This window comes from Amycolatopsis sp. NPDC114478, from assembly GCF_055633805.1.
This window is the reverse complement of the sequence record NZ_JBVKDO010000004.1, coordinates 1-20,008: the sequence shown is the minus strand read 5'-3', so window position 1 is coordinate 20,008 and position 20,008 is coordinate 1. Positions and strand designations below refer to the sequence as shown.

The following is a 20,008-nucleotide window of genomic DNA, read 5'->3' as shown; positions in this document are numbered from 1 at the left end:
TTGGCCGTCACGCGACGCCAGCGATAAGCTGGCTCGCTGCGTGCCAGCCGGCCCACGCCGCCAAGCCCACGAAAGCGAGCAGACCCAGCAAGATCCAGACGTGGCCGAATCCGCGTGGTCCAGGAGCGCTCATCGCTTCGACGACTTCCGTCGCGGCGCTCCGATGCGCTGCATCCAATGCATCGCGGTGTTGCTGGTGACGCCCACCTTGGCGCCTGCCCTTATGAGGTTCAGTCCGCGCGCGTACCACTCGATGACCTCCCATGCGGCCCGAGGACTCGGATGCTTCGGCGGCAGGAAGAGGCCGGAGGACTTGAGGGGAGGAACGTTCATCGTCCAGTCCGCGTCCTCCGGAAGTCCGTGAACCCGTTGGCAGGCGGTGATCACGCTACCGACGGTCTGCATGTTCCGGGTGTACGTCATCGTGAATCAGCGTTGGCGGGCGCGACCTCCAGCCAGCAGGAGACCATCCGGTGGTCGGACAGTTCATTCTCGCCCGGTTTCGGCACGTGCACCTTGTAGGAGTTCGCAATGAGTCTGACCGGCGCGCGCTTGCTGACCATGATGCGGTCGATCCGCAGGCCGGAGCCACCGTCCACCCACTGGTTCACGGTTACGGTGAAGTCGTTCGCTTTCTCGCCGGCGTCCCACCAGCCGTGTTCCAGGAAGCTGTCGATCGGATCTGTGTAGACACGCCAAGCCCCGTGCTGACTGCGGACACCTTTCTGGCTGCGCTTCTGCGCCTGGCCCTGTTCGTCGCAGCGCTTCCCCCAGTTGGCGGGAATGCTTTCCCCCGGATGAGAGCTGGTGGCGTTGAAGTCGCCGCCGATGATCGCCGCGTGTTGCGCCATCTGACCGTCCTGAGAGGATTGCTGATCAAACAAGGTCGCGCCACAAGACCCGTTCCAGTGCAACGATTTAAGCTGAATGTCGTGACCGTTGATCCGTGCTGTCAGGGAGTTTGCGAGACTGCGCCGCTGGGTCTCGTCGTACCAGCGGAGAGGCCGGACGTAGCGAGGATCGATGAACAGGCCAGGTACGTTCACCGAACCTTGCACCTTCGAGATGAACGCCTCGTAACGAGCCTTCGGGTAAGTGTTGCCAGCCTCGTCTTCGTCGTACCCCCATAACGACGCGAGGATTTCCTTCGCGCCGAATAGCGGCTCGGACTGAAAAACTGATTCGGTGTAGTAGGTGCACTCGGAGAGGAATAAGACGTGGGGTGGCGTGTCCAAATTGGACAAAATTGCGTGAAGTTTTTCGTGGTCGTGTCTGCGGGTGTGACGATCGTAGCCGCCTCGCTTAAGGTTAAGCGCAACGACATGAAGCTTGACAGGTTGGAACATCGAGTGGTCTTCCTGTTCGTCATCTCCTGGTATACGTGGGCACGGATGGCGCGTACGCAATGCCAGGAGGCGTAACAAGGCGAGGCTCGGCGGGGGCGACTTCATCTGGCGATGCCGACAGTGCGCTGACGTGATTTTGAACCCGCGGTTTCCCGTCGGGGGCACGTCGAGGCGCGGACGCTGGCGAACCCCATCGAACCGTTACGGATTCTCGGGGCGGATTCCGGCATTGCGCCGGAACCCGCCCCGGGTCTGGCTACCTTGCCAGTCGGTGTCGCGCGTACGCCTTCGCGGCGCGGCTCAGCCCCACTGATCCAGGAAACGGCGAGGTGACGCCTCGGTAGCTCCACAGGCCAGCCACGTAGCACGCGAACGAGGTCACGGCCTCGTCGCGGCCGGTGGACCAGCTGGGCATGGCCGAGGCCCACTGCTCTGCGTCGGCTGGCTCGTGTCCGGCGGCGATCAACCGGATCGCCAAGAACGCAACGTCAACCCACGCTGCGCCTGCCGCCGGCCTGCCCCAGTCGATTACCCGCGCCGACCCCGCCACGTCGTTGATGAGGAACTGGTGCTCGTGGAGATCCGTGTGGAGCAGAGCAGTCCCGTCCACCAGCTCGGCGGCCCGTGTGCTCCACTTCGTCATCTCCTCGACGTTCCAGCCGACCAGATGGTCCGGCTCGACCTCGATCAGCTTTGCCCACCAGTCTGACGACGTCCAACGGTCGCTCAGCGACGGAACCGCGCCAGCCGGACGCTGCCCGATTTCGTTCACCGTCGTCGCGACGACCTCGAGGTCCGGTGACCCCGGCGTGAAGTCGGCAGGCCGTCCCTCGACGTACTCGAACCCGACTACGAACCATTCCGGCTCGATGTCTGCGCTGAACCTCGTGGAAGGCGCGATGCGGGGCGCCAGCTCGCCAGCGTTGGCTTCGTTACGCAGCCAGCGCATCCGCGGACTGACGCCCATGACGCCCTTGAGGAACACGTCGCCCGCATCGCCACGAACGACGAGCGCCAGGTTGCAGTTCTGCCCCTCGGCGACGTCCCTGACCACGGTTACGTCACCGAGCTGGCCACGAACCGCATCCTGGACAGCTTCGGGCAAGGCATCCCAACCGAACCGCTCGATCACGCGGTAACCGTATCTGTCCGCACGGGGTGGTGGTGACACCCGGTGTTCCCTCCGGAGTGGGTACACCCCTGCTGGCACTGGGAGCACTTCACTGATGCGTCCCACAGCTCCAAGTCGACGGCGAAACCGGCGTCGCGGATCGCGCGCACCGAGCGATCCACGTTCTCCTGCGGCTCCAGGTCGTTCGGAGTGACACCGATCGGCGTCGGGTCGTGGTGGAGGAAGTAGCCGGCGACTCGCTGGCAGAACGCGGCGTACTCCTTCGTGTAGAGAATGAACGCGTGCCACCCGATGTCGACCGTGCTGCTTGGTGAAAGCGGCTCGGTCGACTTGGCGCAAGCCGCCAGGAACGCGATCGCCTGGTCGACGATACGGGTCGCCCATTCGGTTGTTGTGGCCTGCTCTCGGACGATCCGCCGCACGAGCTGTCCGAAAAGCTCGTCGGACACCAGATCCTGACTCCGCCGTGGGGTTGCAAAAGCGTCAAGCATATTTCTCCCTCTTTCCTTTTTGATGCATGCATATCTCGAAAACTATTTGCCATTCAGTTGTTCGTCGGTAGATTACCTGCCGGAATTCTCCAACTCTTCGGCTCGGTCGATGAGGCGGTCCCTGAGGGTCCCCAGATCACGCGCGAGACTCCGAATTACCGGCGCATAGCGCTCTGTTGCGACCAGAAGATCCGTTGAGAGATGTTTCAGGCGTTTCACCACGCCGTCCACTTCGGTCAGTAGCTCCTGATCTTGCACTTGGTTCCGTTCCTTGCGTTGGCGTTGCTGGCGTGAACCAGAGAGTGGTCGGGTTCGGTCGCTCGGAGGGTTTTGGTGGCACCGGCTGTGGCACGCGCTTCGGCAGTCGACTCAAGCTTGGCGGATTTTTCAGTGGCGACAGGGTTACTCGCGGCTTCGGGGATGGCCAGCATTGAGGATCCGGGCAGTAGTTCGCTCCTTCCGGCGCAGGTCCAAGCGCGCAGAGGATTCCGCAGGCCGAGACCGCGTAGGTCTGCTTCCGCGTCCGGAGCCACCGGATCCGATTGGGGACCATGCGATGAAGTACGTCCTCATGGAGAACGCCCGGCCACGCATGATCCGTACCATAGCCGCCTCTATCGGTCATCAGTCCTGGAATGGCGACCGCAGGCTGAGGCCGAGCCGCAGTTCGCGCGTGGTCACCATCGCGATGAGATCACCCGGCCCTATTAGCGCCCGCGCCGGTGCACCCGGCTCGCCGTCATTCGGTAGTTCCAACAATGCGGTGATGACGTCTGCGACCGTGCCAGTCTCTTGCCAGAGTGGGTCGGCGACACTTCGTTCCTCGTAGTAGTCGACTGCCCTCCAGCGAGCGGCCACCGCGCACGTCATGTGGGTGATCTGAATTTCCTCGACCACAGTTAACCGCCGACGCAGAAGGAGCATGATCTCGGAGTTCGGCGGCGATACGTCCTTAAAATCGCCACCGATGGCCCGCGCTAGCGCTTCGACGTGCGGGCGTTCCTCATCGGAGATAGGTCCCATGCTCAGCTCCACTTGGTTCGTACACAGCGGCCCCGGAGGGGAATTCAGGATCCGCGGCCCCGGGGCCGCTGTGTTCAAGCCTCGGTCGTCGTGGGCGCGAGGGGCACCGTCGGGGTACTCACGACGACCGAGACGTCCTACTGGCGGTTTTTGGTCTGCGCGGCGATCCACGAACGGGCAGCTTCGGAGAGCTTTTCCGCGATGATGCCGGGGCTGTTCCACCAGTTGCCTTCGGGCGCCTTCACGACGGCGATGACCGGTCGGCGCCCCGTTTGCATCGGCACCTGCGGCCACGGGTCGCTGAAGACCAGAACACGCCTGTCGGCGTTGGCGACACGACCACGCTGCACCGCGATCCAGTCCTCGCCGAGCGTCCAGGTGAAAGTGTGGCCGGAGATGAAGGCCGCGGTGCGGACACGGCTTTGGTAGGGGTGCGTCAGGCCCGGCGGCAGTTCTTCGTCACTGACCCCGCGCAGGCCGTCGGCGCGGCCCGGTGTCTCCTGGACGGTTTCCATGATCTGAGCTTCTTCCGTGATCAATGGAGGAACAACACGTCGGGCTTGTGGCCCTCTACCTGCGAATACAAGTCCGACTTGTATCCCCTGCACGAGGCGTGGTTGCGCGGCTACACTCCCGGTACGTCTTATTGGGGAGTCGACGTGATGAAAGTGCTACGCCACTGCCAGCGCTGCGAGGCGGGCCCAGAGCTCCTGGCGGGCTCCGTAGTGTGCCGCACTTGTCAACTGGAGATTGACGTCCTGGGTGTTCCTGAACACGCCGAAGACTTTTGGCAGCGTCCTGCGCTGCGTGCGGCGTTGGAGAGCCAGCACTTCGGGCAAGTACTACGCGCTTACCGCCTGGCGCAGGTTCCGCAGGTCTCCCAGATCAAGATCAGTCACTGGCTGGAGATGACCCAAGCGAACGTCAGTCTTCTGGAGCGCAAGGTCAAGTCCCCACCTTCGGACCTGCGCAAGTTGCGACGATGGGCCGCCACAATCCGCATACCGGTCGACTTGTGGTGGTTCGCCCCCGCTCACTCATCGGACTACTCGGACACATCGCCAGGTCCAGCTAACCTGGATAATGTGCATCGCCGTGACATGCTGAAGCTGACCGGGGCCGCGCTCGTGACCGGCTCTGGCCTCCTAAGTGATCCCCCATGGAAGCGTCTCTCCGACACAATGGCCGGCGAACGCCGTGCCGACTCCTCTACGGTCGCGATGGCCGAGCAGAAGACGCGAGAGTTTTTCCGCTCCGAGGAGACTCAACCTGCGCGAGCGCTCGCTGCTGAGCTGCGGAGTCACCACGAGGGGCTACGCAGGATGATCGACACGACGACTGACGACTCGCTTCGCCGACGGCTGATTTCTGCTGCGGGTGAGACCGCTGCGCTTGCTGGATGGACCTTGTTCGATCTCGCACGCCCGAGGCAGGCAATCAAGGTCTACGAGAACGCGCTCCGTGCGGCTCGCGAGGCAGATGATCAGCCGCTTGTTGCGTGCATTCTGGGCTACTGGAGTTACCTGCTCAGCAGTTCGGGCGATGCATCAGGTGCGGTCCGGATGCTGACCGATGCCAGCCAGCAGGTCCGTGGATCGGACGCGGCGACCCAGGCGTGGATTCTGGCCCGGCTTGCCGAGGAAGAGGCGGCCGTCGAGAACGTGCCGGCCGCACTGCGGTCGCTGGATCAAGCCGTCGTCGTCTTTGACTACGCTTCAGCAGACAGCGCCCGTCCGTGGACGTCGTTTTTTACCGCCAATCGGTTGGGGAGTCTGGCCGTGTCAACTTACGGCCGGGTACACCATCGCGAAACCGACCAGCTAGCCGCCACACTGCTCGGCTCGCTTTCGCCGACTGAGAACAAGGTGCGCGCGCTGGTTTTGGCAGACCTTGCGACCTCGGCCGCCCGGGGTGGCGACTTTGACCGGGTGGAAGCTCTGAGCTCCGATTCAGCTCCTCTGGCCACCCGAACCGAAGCGACCCTCGCGATCGACCGGCTGTGGGAGGTCGTCGAGTTGCTGCCGGAGAACCGCGGGTCGGCGGGCCAGACTCGCCGACAGCTCACCGAACGGCTCGTCGTTGGCTCGGCGAGCTAGCTCCGAGTCTCCTCGACCAGCCAGTTCAGGTACTCCGCACTGCCGCCTTCAATCGGAGTCGCTACTACTTCGGGGAGATCGTATGTATGCAGGTCCTTGATCTTGTCCGTCAGTGCCGGGACGCGGTCCGCAGTCGTCTTGACCTCGATTCGCCATTCCTGGTCGGTCTGGACTGCACCCTCCCACCGATACACGCTGGTCACCGGTCCGACGATCTGCGCACAGGCACCGAGCTTCAAATCGATCACCTTTGCCGCCAGGTCGCGGGCCTTCTCCTCGGAGTCGGTAGTTGACGTCACGATCACGTGTTCAGACGACATAGCCCCAGGCTACCGACTCGCGCGCGGAGTTATCCATCTGACCTCTGACGATGTAACGGTGGAACTTTCGCCACGACGCATCAACCGCCGTTCGCCTTCCTCCCCCCTCGGCGGACGGTAAGGAGCCCCCGGTGCCGATGGTGCCGGGGGCTCCGTCCTTTAGCCTGGTCAGGAGCATCTCATGCTGTGCAAGCGACGTCTCCTGTGAGCCCGCTCCAGTGGGCAACGGTCCGGTCTCGGGCGTCTCTGACGGCGACTGACTGGAAGTCGACGGGTGTCTTCGTCGCGGAGCTGCGCAAGGCTTCGCAGGCCAACACCGCGGCTTGGTCGCCCTTGGCAAGCTCGGACCGCGCGATGACGCCACGCCCATCTAGATCGACGCTTGTGATCTTCGTGAACCACGGCTGACCGGCTTGGTCGGTCCGGAACGTCGCCCGCAGCGCATCTGCGGGACTGGGGGCCGCCGCGGTCGCCGGGACGGAGCTGGACGTTGCCGCACTCGGCTGAGTCGTTGAGGGGGTAAGCGAGGCCGGGCTTGACGGTTGGGCTGGTGTCGAGGACGGCGGCGACGGCGGTGGGCTGGCCGCTGTGTTGTCGTCGGTCTTGCGGGTGTTCGCGCCGATGATCCCCAGGGCCACGATGACCAGAACCACGACGGCTCCGACGATCCACGGCCAGCGTCGACGGCGACGCTTCCCCCTGCCTTCGTCCGGCATTTCGGTAGCCAACATTCCTCCTGTCCGGTTCGGCCCATGCGAGCCTGTTGCCCGATCAGCGTGCCTTTCGGGCCTGGTCATGGTCAACGCAGCCTGCTGCGCCACGTCTGTAGATCATGCTTGTGGTCCATTAGCAGGTGGGTGGTGATGAGGTCGGCGAGGTAGACCCGCCGGCAGAACGTGCAGGAAGCCGCCGTACGGAACCCGTCCGGCGTTCGTGGGGTAGCCCGGCCGCGCCTGCGGGCGTCCTGTTCGGCTCGAACCCGGACGCCGAGGTTGTCCAGGGCGGCGGCCAGGTCCCGCAGCTCCTCGTCCGGCAGCTCGGCGACGCTGCCCTCGAGCGCGGCGACGTCCGCCGCCGGGGCCGTCACGACTGCCCACCGGTGCAGGTGTGCAGCGGGACCTCTGGCCATAGGCCGACCTCCAGGTCGGCACGGTCTCCGCAGGTCCGGCAGACCCGGATGACCACCGGCAGGTCACCCTCGGCGGGCAGCGTCGTCGCCCCGCCCAGAGCGGCGGCAAGAACCCGCTCGATGTCAGCCGGGCGGATTCCGAGCCTGAACAGGCCGGCGGATGCGAAGTCGAGGTCACCGACGAGGCCGAGCCCAGTCGTGGTGACCGTCCTGCAGCTCAGGCACAAGCCCGAAAGGCCGGTGACCTGGTCTCGGCTTCGCGGCAGCCGGTAGAAGCGCTCGCCGATGTCCGCCCGGCGACGGCGGTCACGGTTGAGCCAGAAGCCGTGGCGACCGAGCCAGTGCCTGAGCGGGGTGACCTTCGTCCTCGGCCGCTCGGACTCCGGCGGCGACGCATCGGCGGAGAGCGTCAGGCCGTGGACATCGGCCAGCTCCGTGACCAGCCGCATGACCAGCTCGGCGATTCCGCGCCGTCGATGCTCGCGGTGAACCCAGACCATGCCGAGAACGAGGTGCTTGGCGCCGGTGCGGGTCAACCGAAGCTCGCGGAGCCCCGGTGTCGCCCGGTACACCTCCTTCACAAACTCCTCGACGTCGACACCGATGACCTCGTAGGGATCGTCCACGAGCAGCATCAGCGACCGCCCGTTGTCCCAGCGCATCCACAGTTGCCGACCATTGCCGCCGACGACCGTGCCCTGCGCGCCGGTCGGAACCGGGTCCGGGTCGTTCGGCAGCGGCTTGGTCACACGCACGCGCGTGCCGTACGGCAACGGGCAGTCGAGCACGGTTCTGCGCAGGAACGCGCGGGATTCGTCGTCCACCGCGGATCACCGCCCTTCCGGTTGTGACCTGTCGTGGAGCCGGCCGAACGGCAACGTCCACGTCTCTTCGTTGACCTTGACCTTGAGTCCGCCGTCGAGGGCGAAGCAGACGCGGCGAACGTCGTCGCCGCCGAGGTGGGTGAGCAGGACGTGCAGCTCGTCGCCGTCGACGACGGCCATGCGGGTCATCGGGTCGAGCTCGACGTCGAGCCCATGTCGAACCAGTGTCCGAACCGCGGCGGCGCGGTTCATATCGTGGCCGAGCGCGTAGGTCTCGACTTCGGCCTTGAGGTCGTCGCCGAGTTCCTGGCGGATCTCGCCGCCGATCGGCGGCCGACCCTTGCCTCGCTTCTCCTGCCCTGGCTCGTCCGGGCCGCCGCGAAGACCCGGGAAGATGTGGACGCGGGCGCTCACGCGTCCAACCCTCTGGCTGCCAGGCGGCGCACGGAGTCCGCCAGCATCTCGGCATCGACGTCGGACTCCTGATGCACGACGTTCCAGCCGAAATCCTTCTTGGCCAGGTATCCGACTTCGACTTCGTAGTAGTCGCGGCCGTTGAGCTTGACGATGATTTTGCGGATCTTCGTCCGGCCTGTTGGGCCGAACATGAACATCAGGCCGTCGTCCATGGTGACGAGATTGCGGGCCTGGATTTCGCCCAGCAGTGCAGCGCCGATCTGCTGGCGGATGATGTCCGGGTCCGCGTCGGCGTAGCGGCGTTCGCCGATCGATATCAGTTCCTCGTGCACGGTGTCAGTTCCTTCCTGCGCCTGTCCGGGCCGGTGCGTCCTGTGCGGACACCGCGCGCCCGCCGGGGATGTCCGGTGGGCGGCGGAACCCGCACGGGTCGGTCAGGACAGCTGCCGCAGGTGGCCGTCCTTGTCATAGTCGAAGATGTGCTCAACTTTGAACTGTGCGGCGAAGAACACGAGGTACCCGTGGACGGTCATCAGCTTGAAGTCATTGGTAAGTCCGAGGATCCACATCTCCGGGCCTGGGTCGTTCCAGAACTGCGGCGTGTCCCCGTTGCTCTGGAACGCGCTGACGGGCGTGGGGCGCCGCCGCTGTTTCCGGCAGATGTGGGGACAGGTCGCCAGGGCGTAGCGGGCGCACGTCTCGTGCATGGGCGGGAAGCCGAAGGTGCGGAGATGGACGCTCTGGCTGTCGCCGATGAAGGCGATCCAGTGGTCGAGTTCCTGGCCGCACGCGCCGCACAGTCCGCTTTGGGCTGCCTCGATGATGCGTTCGTTGTTGACCGAGGTGAAGTCCGCGCGTGTCGTGCCATTAGGCTGGTCGTACTCGTTCGCCCACGGGATCGGCAGCGGTCCGTTCCTGTGCAACGGTCGCTGCGCGAGCGCGGGGGGCATATCGGCCTTCATCGTTGGTGCCTTTCAATTCCTGTCCGGGTTGCCCACAGTCCATCGTGGACACCGCGCGCCCGGCTCCGCTTGAGGGAGCCGGGCGACGGAATCAACGCCGACCGGTGGCGAGCTGATCGCGAAGTATCCGAAGGGAAACCCCGTGTCTTTCTTGGAAGAAGTCCCATCCGTTGCGGTTGGGTTTGACCTCGGGGTTCACGGTCTTGACGATCTCGGTTGCCGCTCCGCTCGGGCTGCGGAACCGGGTTCCGGTGCAGGGGCCGGAGGTAACCTCGATGACGTTGCTGGGCCAGTGGAAGTTTGCCTCGATGAAGGTGCCGTGGTACCTGGCGTACACCGGGACGACGACGCTCGACGATCCGGTTGGGGGTGAGTCGAGCGGGGCCCTGGACGAGGCTCCCGACTCCGCCACGGGTTTGTCGGCCCCGGGGACCTGCGCACGGAAGTCGTTCAGTAGTCGCAGCAGGGTCTCGTCGTTCGAGATGTCCCAAGCGTTGGCCAGCAGTCGGATCTGCGAGTAGACATCGTCCGATAGAATGATCGTTTTCATCACCACAGTCCCTTCGTTTTGCCGCCCGCCTTCCGGGCCCGACCGCTAATCCGCGCGACGTTGACAGACTTCCTTTGCGTAGTGCCAAAAAGGATGTCGATGGCGCACGTCAAGTGGGCGGGACAGGTGTGGATTCCGTCGGAGCCGTCCCGGAAGTAGAAGACGACGTACCTGGCGGCCTCCGCGCATGCCGCCTCCGTGGCCTCGTCCTGAGGGGGGACTGCGCACGTCATTCCGGGACCTGCCCGTCAATGACACCGCGCCGCCGCAGCGCCTCGGCGAACGCTGCGCCGGAGGGCGTGAACTGCTGCCGGCGGATCTCTATCGGCCAGCGAGTCAGGCCATCCTTGAGCAGCCGCGTTCCGATCCCGCGTCGCTGCCGGTCTGGTCGCACCCAGATCGTGACTGCGCCGGCCTCCTCGTAGGGAGGAAGATCTTGCGGATAGTGGTTGAGGATCCCGGTTAGAACGCCGTCGATGTCACGCATGAGAAGGCAGTCGACATAGGCACCAGGACGGGACTGATTGGAGACGTCACCGCGAAAATAGCTGATTCCCGGCGGTCCGACCGGCGGGTACTGCGCAGCCTGCGCAGGCCACGAGAACACCACCAGGCCGCGAAGCAGTCGCGCCAGTCCGCCCTCGCCGGTCACTGGAGATCACCGGCCAGCGCGACGAAGTCCATGTGCCAGGACGGACGACAGGACTGGTTCTCATCGCTGTGGGCGCATTCCAGGTCGTCGAGGTCGACGCGCCAAGTACCGGCGTTCTCGTCCCGGCGGAAGCCTGGTTGCCCCTCCAGTTCGGCGATGTGCAGCTCGCACATGAAGCTGTACGTCCCGCTGTGGACCGGCGCGACGTTGTCCGCGAAGGAGCGGAACAGGTCGGCGAACGCCTGCCGGGGCACGGCGCGGAACTCGAAACGGAGCCCGTTGGTTTCCGTGGCGTCCTCGAAGCTGCCACGGACTGTGCAGCGGCCGTTTCCGCGATCGGTGACGGCCCCGGACAGCGTCATGTCGTCGACCTCGAACGCGTACAGCTCGGGGTGCACCACGTTGGACTGCTCGGCCATCAGAAGTCCCCCTCGCGGAAGTTGTGGACGGAGAGGTTGCCGCGCTTGATCCGGAACTTCACATGCCGAAGGAAGATTGCTGCCTCGTCCGGCAGGCTGGTGTCATCGCCTGCCTGGTCCGGGGCGCCCAGGAACACGGCAGTCCCGTAGTACTGCTGGTGGAGGTCACCGTTGAAGGCGAACACGAGTGCTGTGGCGTAGTCGTTCGCCATCGGCAGATGGGCGTCCATGTCCACCCACATCGTGGCGCGTCGGCCGTCCGGTCCGAGGCGCACCGCTTCGGCGGTGTCGCAGTTGATCATGGCGTGCAGTGTGTCCAGCAAGTCCATCGTGGACGCTGGCACGTACTTCTCCTCGATCTCACCGTCTGGGGTGACGACGAGGGCTCGCAGGTCTGTCACTGCTGGACCTCCTCGACCTGCCACGCCCATCCGAACCCCAGTTCGTAAAGGCCGTCGTCGTCTGGCTGGACCACCTCGGATGGCTCGAACTGCTTGGCGGCGGTGAACAGCAGCACGTAGCCGTCGGCTGTCCACATGCACGGGTGGAACTTGGCGTCGCGTCCGGCGATCAGGTTGGTCCAGGCCACGACCTCTTCGGCGACCTCGCGAGTGAAGCGTGGTACGACGTACTTTCCCGCAGTCGTGGCAAGAATTGCTTCGAAACGTGGATCGAGATGCGATCCTGCAGTTTCTATATAGACTGTTTTGCGCGCACTGATGGCAGTCTTCTGATCGGAAGTCATTAGGTGTCCGGGTCCTGTTCTGCTTGTATGGGTTAGAGAGGTCCCTCGTCGTTCAGTTCTGTTTCGCTGTGGCCACGATCACGGCTGACCCATGCAAGATGGCCGGGCGAAGTCGCGTACGCGAGCACGTGTCGAAGCGGGAACGAAGAGGGCTGTCCGGGTCCTCGCACCCCACAGGTTGGGGTACCCAGCAATCCTAGGTGGCCGGTGCGACGCCGGACAATAACGGTGACCCGAAATCCGAAGGCCCAGGTGGTCAGGTGATTGGGCCTTGAACGTGGGACAGCCCCCGGCGCGAACGCCGGGGGCTGTCTTGTCGGTAACCCATACAAATGACCCGGACAGGTGCATTGAAAGCGTTCCGACGCCTGACACTCTAGCGTGTTCGTCGGCCGCTGCGTAGTCCGGCTCCGGGTGAGTGACCTCTCAACAACCTGTCGGCGTCCGATCGAGTGGCCGGAATCGCTTTAGGATTTGTTGTCTGGCTCGTGTGAGTAATCGGTGTTAACGATGGGTCCGGCGGATCGCGTAGCACGTGATCCGCCGGACCCTCGCGGGAACTACGAGAATCGACCGAGATGTTCCGTCGACCTGTCCGGGTCTGGGTATGCAATCCCGGCCGATGCCCCACCGGCTCTCGCGGTTCCCTTCACTCCGTCCGTCGGGGCGGACGGAGCGGCCTTCAGCGGTGCTCGCAGCGCCGCAGTACTTCATCCACTGCGGCATCGAAGATCAGCGCCGGCACCAGGCAAAGACAGGCGTAGCCCGGGGCTCCCCACCACCACGCGTCCGTCGACGCCGCGGCGGTCACCTCCCCGACACCGACCAGCAATAGGGCCGTCGCGCAGAACAGCCGCATGTGCCAGGGCTGGCGGCGGTGGTCCTCGGCTGGATCGTGGGCGCTCATCGTGGCCTGGTGGGCCGATGGGAGCAGCAGCGGCGTTCACGGGCCTGCTGGGGGTTGTAGATCACCGTGCCACATGCGGGGCATGGCCAACCTTCCAGCTTGGCGCCGAGATGGACGGTGGCGCCTGCCGGCAGTTCGTCGACCTCGACACCGTCGAGCCGGGCAGCAGGCACCCTCTCGCCGGTCACAGGCTTCGCCGACCAGATCACGTCGCCGTCGTCGGCCATGCCCTCGAACTCGCAGGTGCAGGGAATCGACCGGCCGTCGTCAAGGAGGAGCCGGACTCCTCGCGGCTTCCGCAGTCTCACGAGCAGCAGCACGTACGTCCGTGCCCACATCGCCCATGGCCAGTCCAGCAGCGTCGCGGTCATGCCGCCACAGCCTTTCGGCCTGTCCTGCTCTGCCCGGCCCGTGTGGACGATCCGCTCGAGCGGGCTCTGGGTGTGCGCCTCGACGGCGCCGCAGCAGCGGCCTGACGCTCCAAAACCTCGCGATCGGTCCTCTCCGCGACGTAGCTGCGAGGGATGCGTACGCCTTTGGCGACGTACCCGGCCGGGTACTGGGCGCGGGGATTCAGCTTGACGTAGCTGACGACCCGGCCGCGCCGCAAGACGATGTGATATCGCTTGCGGATCACGTAGCCGCATCGGGAGCACACGAACCTGCGCTCGTGTGTCGCGTCTGGATCGTTGTACGCCTCCAGGAGAGCAACGTCGTCCTCGTGCGGCATGTCGTGGCGCTTCCGGCACGCGGCGAACGCGGGATTGTCGCGCAGGTAGTCGTCCGGGTCGGTGATCTCGTCGGTTTCGTCGGTGGCTGGCATGACGTCCAATCAGGCTTGTGCAGGTGCTTACTTCCGGCGGCGGGGCTTGCGGGCCCGGCCGCCACCGGGGTCGGGGGCCGGTTGCTGCTGGATGCGGTCCCACGACGGATCGTCCATCGCCAGCCATACCTCCTTGACCCACCGCTCGTACGCCTCGTGGGGAACGACGCCGCGGGTTCCCAGCTCGGGCCAGCCGTGTTCGCGCGCCCACTCGCGGACCAGGCGACGGGCAAGCCCGAAGGCTTGCCCTGTCCGGCGACTGTGAGGCCGGGGCGGGTCAATCCACCACTTCTGACCTTTCGCCGGGACCGGAATGATCGCTTCGAGCGGCCCGTGCCCTCGGCCATCCGACCGGTCCGGGACGGGCTCCTCCCCGTCCTCTTCGACGATGCGTTTCGCCGCCCGGGTCCACTCGGCCATCATCGCGTCGAAGCGGGCTGCGTCCTCCGGCGGCAGCCAGCGGGTGTAGGTCTTGCGGCCGAGTGCAAAGGTTCGCTTCCGCAGACCGGCGGTCCACTCACGAAACTGCGCGTCGAACTGCTCGGCGTTGGCGTCGCACAGGTCGATCACAAACCGCTTGCTGCCAACGTCGAAGAACCTGCTGGTCGTGGCTTCCTGGGAACCGTCCAGGTCGTCCACGACAGTGATGATGGTCTGGATCTTTTGGGCCATAGCCCGGCCGCCTCCCTACGTCCCGGTCTCGCGCCGCCTGCGGAGCGGCCTGATCTCCACCACGTTTTCCTCATCACCGTTTTCCGCTGCGGCGCGGTTCACCGCATCGGCGACGGTGCCGGAATCAGCGCGGTCTTCGTCGTACTGCCGGCGAATCTCGCCGGGAATTCGTCCACGAGCGCTCACTGGCAAACCGCGCAGCCGCGCCCATTCGCGAATCGTCGCGGCGTCGTACTCCTCTTCGGCAGGGACGCTCGGCCGCCTGCCCTTGCCACTCGTGCAGTGGCGACGGTGGATGCGCAGTACCTGATGGACGTGGCGTTCGCTACCTGCAGCATCGAGGTCCACCCGATACAGCGTCGCGCGCCTACCCTCCGTCGAACTTCGCTCGTTACCGCATCCCTCGTCATCCATGACCACGATCAGCGCAACATGGCCCATCTGAACCAACTCATCCTGTCCGGGTCGATCACCGGTATGCACCCCCTCTAGTGCATCCGGCCCCCTTTAGGGGGTACGTCCGGATTCAACCTCTACTTATTTGACGCTGCAACCGACATACGTGAGTGACCCCAAATGGAGTATAAAAAGGACTGTCGAAATCGGAGAGTGACGACGCGCGGGGGCCAGGTGATCCGTCTGACCCCCACGCGCTCCGGCAAGCCGGTTATACCTCGAATGGGCTAGTTGCTATTGCCGTCATCGCGAGTTTGATCTTTACCCGTTCGGCGGTATGGCTACGCGGCCGCCAAGTCCATCTCTCCCGCATCGCGGAACCGGATTGCGATGGCCTTGGGGTCGAACCCGACCCCGCGACGGGTTGGGTTCACTGTCACCTCCATCAGCGTGTCCAGGATGAAGCGCTTACTGCTGAGGGGTTGGGCCTCCCAGACCAGAGTCAGGTCGTCGACCCCAACGAGGGATGTCAGGGGCGATTCGACGACGCATGACGACAGGGCGCGTTCGATCTCGGCCAGGCGTGCCTGGCCGGTCCTGGTCCCACTGATCAGCTGGTTTCGATCGATGAAGCCGAGCGCGCGATCCTTCGCGAGCCCGTCGAGGTTGACCCGAATGCTGTCAGCCTCGACGAGCAGGGCTTCGGTGTCCACTTCGTCCTGCTCGGGGGCCTGGTAGATGAAGCCCTGTACGAACCGCGGATCAGTGCCGATGCGGTTGAGCAGGTTGGCTTGGACGTATGTGTCGAGTGCGGCCGCGTTCCGGGAGAGGTGAGCCTCGACCCGGCAAATGTACCGTGGTGCGCGGCTTCCCTTATTCACTTGGCACGCCGTTCCGTCGCAGTGGATGCCACACAGGTACAGGCCGGACCCGAGCCACTTCGGGGCGGCACCCACGCCGGGCTCAAGGGTGTTCCGCGCTGGATCGGTCAGCACACGCACGACGGCGTCGTGTGTTGCCTTCGCGAGGATGGGCCTGCCGGGCAGTTGCCCAACGGGCTGGCCCTTGTAGATCGAGATGCCGGCGTTGCGAGGCCGGAGCAGGATGCTCCGGAGCAGCTCCGACGACCATGGGACGCCACTGACCGTCGGCACATCACCGGCCTGCAACTCGGCGACCAGCGCGCGCAGGCTCCAAAGCTTCCGGGTCTTCTGGTTGAACTGGATGACGCGCTTCGCGCAGTGGCGGATGACCTCGACCTCGGCAGGGATCTGGGTCACCCCGTCCGGCTCGAAACCGAATGCGCGCCGCCCTCCGTGCCACTCACCGGCCTTGGCCTGTCGTTCCCGCGCCTGAGTAACACGGCGCGAGGTCGCTCGACTGGCGGCGTTCGCGAACGACACCATGTTCCGCGCAAGGGTGATCTCAGCATCCGTTCCGCCGTCGGTGAACGTCAGCGACCCCGAGAGCGACCGAGCGTTGACCTTCTTCTCTTCGGCGATGTCGATGAAGTCTTCGAGGTCTCGGGGATCCCGCATGGTCCGGTCCAGGTCTTCCGACAGCAGGGCGCTCGCACGTCCGGCCTGCAGGTCGTCCAGCATCTCCCGGAAACCCGGGCGTACGACTCGTAGGACGGTGCTTCCATCCAGAAGAGTGACTTTGCGGCGCTTAAACGCCGAGGCGTTCTGGGCCTTGCCGTTCTTTCGATTGACGTCGTTCTCGATGATGACTTTGAAGACGCCCCACCCCAATCGCTCCGCCAGCTTGCGCAGCTTCTGCTCGCGACTGTTGAACGTCTTGCCGTTGCCATGCTCGTCGAGGTCGTCGGGGCGCAGGTCCGACAACCGCAGGTAGATGATGCATTGTGTGGTTGAAATGACTGTCCGGGTCATACCTCGGACAGTCACAAACCCTTTGTGTCATAAACAAGTTTTCGGCAAGACGACCTTGGCGGTCCACTTCGCGCACGAGATCGCCGACCGCTTCCCGGGCGGGCAGGTCTACCTCAACCTGCGCGGCTATGGGCCCGGCGAGCCGGTCGAGCCGTCGGCGGCGTTGGAGTCGATGCTGACCGCGCTCGGCGTGCCGTGCGAGGCCATCCCCGGCGACCTCGACGGCCGCGCGGCGAGCTGGCGGACGCACAGCGCGGGACGGCGGCTGCTGGTCCTGCTCGACAACGCCAACCGCACCGAGCAGGTGCGCCCGCTGCTGCCGGGCCCGGGCTGCCTCGTCGTCATCACGAGCCGCTGGCAGCTGCGCGGGCTGGTCGCGACGCACGGCGCGCGGCGGATCGCGCTGGCGGAGCTGGGTGAGGAGGACGCCGTCGAGCTGCTCGCCTCCACGATCGGCCGCGACCGCGTCGCGCGCGATCACGCTGCCACCGAGCGGTTCGTGCGCTACTGCGGCGGGCTGCCGCTGGCGATCCGGATCCTGGCCGTGCGGGTGGCGCAGTTCCCCGACCTGGCGCTCGACGAGTTCGTCGACTCGCTGGACACTGACCTGCTCGGCTCGTTCGACCTCGCCGACGGCGAAGGCACCAACATCCGGTCGGTGTTTTCGTACTCCTACCAGGCACTGGAGCCGTCGACGGCCAGGTTGCTGCGGCTGCTCGGGCTGCCCACGGGCGTCGACTTCACCGCGTCGGCGGCGGCCGCGGTCGCCGGTCTGGACCTCGCGGCGATCCGGCCGAAGCTGGAGACGCTGGCCGCCGCGCACCTGCTCGCCCAGCCGCGGCCCGGGCGCTACCAGTTCCACGACCTCATCCGCGCCTACGCGGGCGAAGTCGCTTCGCAGGTCGACACGGCGTCGCAGCGCGACGCGGCTTTGGACCGGCTGCTGGACTGGTACCTGGCGTCGGCGCTGAACGCGTCACGGCGGATGCGGCCGGAGCGCTACTACCGGCTGCTGGAGCTGGACGACCTCGTCGGCGGCCTGTCGTTCGCCGGATACCACGACGCTTTGGACTGGTTCGGCGAGGAGTACGGCAACCTGATCGCCGCGGTGCACCTGGCGCGGCGCCGGCGGGACGACGTCTGCTGGAAGCTCGCGTGGCTGCTGCAAAGCTACTTCGTGACGCGCTCGAGGCTCGACGACTGGCGTTCGGTGTTCGCGGTGGCGCTCGAAGCCGCGCGGGCGAGCGGACACCGGCCGGGCGAGGCGGGCATCCTGAGCGGGCTCGGCGTGGTCAACGGCGTCGCGCGCGAGTACGACGATTCGCGGCGCTACCTGGAGCAGGTGCTCGCGATCCAGCGAGAGCTCGGCGCCCGCGAGGGCGAGGCGCGGGCGCAGTACAACCTGGCGATGGCGGCGCACAACCTCGACGACTACGCCTGGGCGTACGAGCACGGGATGCAGGCGCTGGAGATCGTGCGTTCGCTGGGGCTGGGGGCGTTCGAAGCGAGCGTGCTGCGGGCACTGGGCGACATCTGCACGTCGATGGGCGACCACGACCAGGCGCTGCGGCTGGCGGACGCGGCGCTGGCGATCCTGGGGCCGGACGGCGAGCCGGTGGACACGCGGTTCACCCTGCACACGCGCGGGCTGGCGCTGGTGGGGCTGGGCCGCGTGGCGGAGGGGATCGCGGTCATCCGCGAGTCGGTCTCGATGTTCTTCGAGATGGGCGAGCCGTACGAGGCGGCGGATGTCCTGGCCCAGCTGGGCGCGATCCACCTGCGCCAGGGAGATCGGGCGCTGGCGAGGGAATGCTGGGTCCGGTCGGTGCGGCTGCTGACGGAGCTGGGGCACCCGGACGCCGACGACGTGCGCGCCAAGCTGGCGGCGCTGGTGGGTTCGGGGAGTTGAGGGCTGGGCGGACCGTCCGCGTGCCGACCCCCAGCGACAGCACGCAGGCCGGTCCGGCCCGCGCGTCCACTCAAGCCGATGGCGCTCACTGTCCACTCACTGTCTCGTTGGCGGGGTGACGCCGAGCAGGTCGGCCAGGGTCTCGGCGTTGCGAGGCGCCTCGACTTTGACGTCGTTGTCGAAGTAGACGTGGACGTCGCGCTTTCCGCCGTCGTGCCAGGTCCGGATCTTGTCGGCCCAGGTGCGCAAGGCCTGGTCGGAGTAGCCGCTGACGTACAGCTCCTCGTCGCCGTGGAGGCGGACGTAGGCGAAGTCGGCGGTCTGGTCTTCCAGGAACGGCCACTTGCCGGCGGTGTCGGCGGTCACCAGGGCGATGCGGTGCTTCCGGAGCAGCTCCGTGGCCGCGGGTTCGGCGAAGGAGGGGTGCCGGACTTCCAGCGCGTGCTGCAAGGGCTTTCGCGGTCCGGGTTCGAGGTAGGCGGCGCCCTTGAGCTTGTCGTCGTGCTTCGCGGCGAGCTGGGCGGCGTCGGTCGTCGTGCGGGGCAGGAGGGCGAAGAAGTTCGTGAGCCGGTCGGGGTCGAATCTGAGCCGGGGCGGCAGCTGCCAGAGGAACGGACCCAGTTTCGCGCCGAGGGCGAGGACACCGGACGCGTAGAAGTTCGCGAGCGCGGTTTCGACGTCCCGGAGCTGCTTCATGTGGGTGATGAAGCGGCCGCCTTTGACCGCGAAGAGGAAGTTCTCCGGGGTCTCGTCGAACCAGGCGCGGTACCGCTCGGGGCGCTGCAGGGAGTAGAAGGAGCCGTTGATCTCGACGGCGTTCATCCGCCGCGAGAGGTGTTCGAGCTCTCGCCGCTGCGGTAGGCCGGGTGGGTAGAACACTCCGCGCCAGGGCGGGTAGCGCCAGCCTGAGGTGCCGATCCGGATCTCGGCGATTGGTCTCACCGCCTTTCCGCGGTGGGTGGTTCCCGGTTTGGGGGTTGTCCAAACTCGGCTGTGGGACTGGTGGGCTGGGGAGTGGGACGGGTGGCCTGATTTTGGGGTCGGGCGTCTTAGGGGGCCTTTGTGGTGTTTGCTCATGGGGCTCCTGGGGTTCGCGTGGGGCGGTTCTGTTGGTTGGGTGGCTCGCTCCTTTCTGTTTTTTGGCCCGCTTCTGGCCCTTCTCGAAAAAGCTGTCCTCGCCGGACGGGCAGGCTCTGGGATGGCCCTGGTGATGCGCCCCGGGTCTGGTGCAGGTCTCGTTGCCTGTCACCGAGCCCGGGCAGGCTCGAAGGATTGATCGTAGCGCGACGCTCGGTGGCCGGCC

The 20,008-nt window shown here is 65.8% G+C and carries 26 protein-coding genes; 2 read left to right on the top strand and 24 right to left on the bottom strand.

From position 1 onward, the window contains the following. Window positions 1-129: 129 nt before the first annotated feature. From ACZ7OH_RS12545 to ACZ7OH_RS12520, 6 genes are all read right to left on the bottom strand, one after another. Window positions 130-405 carry a hypothetical protein gene (locus ACZ7OH_RS12545; protein WP_470280910.1) on the bottom strand — a complete coding sequence of 92 codons (276 nt, stop codon included), beginning with the start codon at window positions 403-405 and terminating at the stop codon, window positions 130-132. A gap of 14 nt (window positions 406-419) precedes the next feature. Continuing rightward, window positions 420-1,346 (bottom strand): endonuclease/exonuclease/phosphatase family protein, encoded by a 927-nt coding sequence (locus ACZ7OH_RS12540; protein ID WP_470280909.1) that lies wholly within the window; start codon window positions 1,344-1,346, stop codon window positions 420-422. A gap of 256 nt (window positions 1,347-1,602) precedes the next feature. Beyond that, window positions 1,603-2,478 (bottom strand): hypothetical protein, encoded by an 876-nt coding sequence (locus tag ACZ7OH_RS12535; RefSeq protein ID WP_470280908.1) that lies wholly within the window; start codon window positions 2,476-2,478, stop codon window positions 1,603-1,605. Continuing rightward, entirely contained in the window at window positions 2,475-2,927 is a 453-nt protein-coding gene (locus tag ACZ7OH_RS12530) for a glycine-rich domain-containing protein (protein WP_470280907.1), read from the bottom strand. The genes ACZ7OH_RS12535 and ACZ7OH_RS12530 overlap by 4 nt, the downstream gene beginning before the upstream one ends. A 666-nt stretch (window positions 2,928-3,593) precedes the next feature. Further along, window positions 3,594-3,992 (bottom strand): hypothetical protein, encoded by a 399-nt coding sequence (locus ACZ7OH_RS12525; protein WP_470280906.1) that lies wholly within the window; start codon window positions 3,990-3,992, stop codon window positions 3,594-3,596. 137 nt (window positions 3,993-4,129) lie between these two features. Continuing rightward, window positions 4,130-4,507 (bottom strand): hypothetical protein, encoded by a 378-nt coding sequence (locus tag ACZ7OH_RS12520; protein ID WP_470280905.1) that lies wholly within the window; start codon window positions 4,505-4,507, stop codon window positions 4,130-4,132. A gap of 144 nt (window positions 4,508-4,651) precedes the next feature. Between ACZ7OH_RS12520 and ACZ7OH_RS12515 the strand changes: the two genes are divergently transcribed. Continuing rightward, on the top strand, window positions 4,652-6,088 hold the full coding sequence (locus ACZ7OH_RS12515) for a hypothetical protein (RefSeq protein ID WP_470280904.1): 1,437 nt from the start codon (window positions 4,652-4,654) through the stop codon (window positions 6,086-6,088). On the opposite strand, the gene cutA is transcribed toward ACZ7OH_RS12515, so the two are convergent. The 17 genes from cutA to ACZ7OH_RS12430 form a co-directional block, all read right to left on the bottom strand. Continuing rightward, the gene (cutA, locus tag ACZ7OH_RS12510) at window positions 6,085-6,408 is read right to left on the bottom strand and encodes a divalent-cation tolerance protein CutA (RefSeq protein WP_470280903.1); all 324 of its coding nucleotides are present in this window, start codon (window positions 6,406-6,408) and stop codon (window positions 6,085-6,087) included. The genes ACZ7OH_RS12515 and cutA overlap by 4 nt on opposite strands. 799 nt (window positions 6,409-7,207) lie before the next feature. After that, window positions 7,208-7,495 carry a hypothetical protein gene (locus ACZ7OH_RS12505; RefSeq protein ID WP_470280902.1) on the bottom strand — a complete coding sequence of 96 codons (288 nt, stop codon included), beginning with the start codon at window positions 7,493-7,495 and terminating at the stop codon, window positions 7,208-7,210. Further along, on the bottom strand, window positions 7,492-8,361 hold the full coding sequence (locus tag ACZ7OH_RS12500; protein ID WP_470280901.1) for a GNAT family N-acetyltransferase: 870 nt from the start codon (window positions 8,359-8,361) through the stop codon (window positions 7,492-7,494). Before ACZ7OH_RS12500 ends, ACZ7OH_RS12505 begins: the two co-directional genes overlap by 4 nt. A gap of 6 nt (window positions 8,362-8,367) precedes the next feature. After that, complete coding sequence (locus ACZ7OH_RS12495; RefSeq protein WP_470280900.1) at window positions 8,368-8,775, bottom strand: hypothetical protein; 408 nt, start codon at window positions 8,773-8,775, stop codon at window positions 8,368-8,370. Continuing rightward, entirely contained in the window at window positions 8,772-9,110 is a 339-nt protein-coding gene (locus tag ACZ7OH_RS12490; protein ID WP_470280899.1) for a hypothetical protein, read from the bottom strand. The genes ACZ7OH_RS12495 and ACZ7OH_RS12490 overlap by 4 nt, the downstream gene beginning before the upstream one ends. Before the next feature lie 102 nt (window positions 9,111-9,212). Continuing rightward, entirely contained in the window at window positions 9,213-9,740 is a 528-nt protein-coding gene (locus ACZ7OH_RS12485; RefSeq protein WP_470280898.1) for a hypothetical protein, read from the bottom strand. Window positions 9,741-9,831: 91 nt separating this feature from the next. Further along, window positions 9,832-10,290 (bottom strand): hypothetical protein, encoded by a 459-nt coding sequence (locus ACZ7OH_RS12480; RefSeq protein ID WP_470280897.1) that lies wholly within the window; start codon window positions 10,288-10,290, stop codon window positions 9,832-9,834. A gap of 229 nt (window positions 10,291-10,519) precedes the next feature. Beyond that, the gene (locus tag ACZ7OH_RS12475) at window positions 10,520-10,942 is read right to left on the bottom strand and encodes a GNAT family N-acetyltransferase (protein WP_470280896.1); all 423 of its coding nucleotides are present in this window, start codon (window positions 10,940-10,942) and stop codon (window positions 10,520-10,522) included. Continuing rightward, complete coding sequence (locus ACZ7OH_RS12470) at window positions 10,939-11,361, bottom strand: hypothetical protein (RefSeq protein ID WP_470280895.1); 423 nt, start codon at window positions 11,359-11,361, stop codon at window positions 10,939-10,941. The genes ACZ7OH_RS12475 and ACZ7OH_RS12470 overlap by 4 nt, the downstream gene beginning before the upstream one ends. Further along, window positions 11,361-11,762: a DUF3846 domain-containing protein gene (locus ACZ7OH_RS12465; protein ID WP_470280894.1), complete on the bottom strand. Its 402-nt coding sequence runs from the start codon at window positions 11,760-11,762 to the stop codon at window positions 11,361-11,363. The genes ACZ7OH_RS12470 and ACZ7OH_RS12465 overlap by 1 nt, the downstream gene beginning before the upstream one ends. Next, window positions 11,759-12,106, bottom strand: a complete 348-nt coding sequence (locus ACZ7OH_RS12460) for a hypothetical protein (protein WP_470280893.1) — start codon at window positions 12,104-12,106, stop codon at window positions 11,759-11,761. The genes ACZ7OH_RS12465 and ACZ7OH_RS12460 overlap by 4 nt, the downstream gene beginning before the upstream one ends. A 682-nt stretch (window positions 12,107-12,788) precedes the next feature. After that, a complete protein-coding gene (locus ACZ7OH_RS12455) occupies window positions 12,789-13,013 on the bottom strand; it encodes a hypothetical protein (RefSeq protein WP_470280892.1) in 225 nt (74 codons plus the stop codon). Beyond that, the gene (locus tag ACZ7OH_RS12450; RefSeq protein WP_470280891.1) at window positions 13,010-13,384 is read right to left on the bottom strand and encodes a hypothetical protein; all 375 of its coding nucleotides are present in this window, start codon (window positions 13,382-13,384) and stop codon (window positions 13,010-13,012) included. The genes ACZ7OH_RS12455 and ACZ7OH_RS12450 overlap by 4 nt, the downstream gene beginning before the upstream one ends. Continuing rightward, entirely contained in the window at window positions 13,381-13,836 is a 456-nt protein-coding gene (locus ACZ7OH_RS12445) for a hypothetical protein (RefSeq protein WP_470280890.1), read from the bottom strand. Before ACZ7OH_RS12445 ends, ACZ7OH_RS12450 begins: the two co-directional genes overlap by 4 nt. 27 nt (window positions 13,837-13,863) lie before the next feature. Next, window positions 13,864-14,508, bottom strand: coding sequence for an Lsr2 dimerization domain-containing protein (locus ACZ7OH_RS12440; RefSeq protein ID WP_470280889.1), 645 nt, complete (start codon window positions 14,506-14,508; stop codon window positions 13,864-13,866). Window positions 14,509-14,523: 15 nt separating this feature from the next. After that, window positions 14,524-14,856 carry an Lsr2 family DNA-binding protein gene (locus ACZ7OH_RS12435; protein ID WP_470280888.1) on the bottom strand — a complete coding sequence of 111 codons (333 nt, stop codon included), beginning with the start codon at window positions 14,854-14,856 and terminating at the stop codon, window positions 14,524-14,526. Window positions 14,857-15,245: 389 nt separating this feature from the next. Next, on the bottom strand, window positions 15,246-16,796 hold the full coding sequence (locus ACZ7OH_RS12430) for a recombinase family protein (RefSeq protein WP_470280887.1): 1,551 nt from the start codon (window positions 16,794-16,796) through the stop codon (window positions 15,246-15,248). Between the two features lie 55 nt (window positions 16,797-16,851). Here ACZ7OH_RS12430 and ACZ7OH_RS12425 point away from each other — a divergent pair, with 55 nt between their 5' ends. Next, complete coding sequence (locus ACZ7OH_RS12425; RefSeq protein WP_470280886.1) at window positions 16,852-18,705, top strand: tetratricopeptide repeat protein; 1,854 nt, start codon at window positions 16,852-16,854, stop codon at window positions 18,703-18,705. 96 nt (window positions 18,706-18,801) lie between these two features. On the opposite strand, the gene ACZ7OH_RS12420 is transcribed toward ACZ7OH_RS12425, so the two are convergent. Further along, window positions 18,802-19,647 (bottom strand): DUF72 domain-containing protein, encoded by an 846-nt coding sequence (locus ACZ7OH_RS12420; protein WP_470280885.1) that lies wholly within the window; start codon window positions 19,645-19,647, stop codon window positions 18,802-18,804. Window positions 19,648-20,008: the final 361 nt, after the last annotated feature.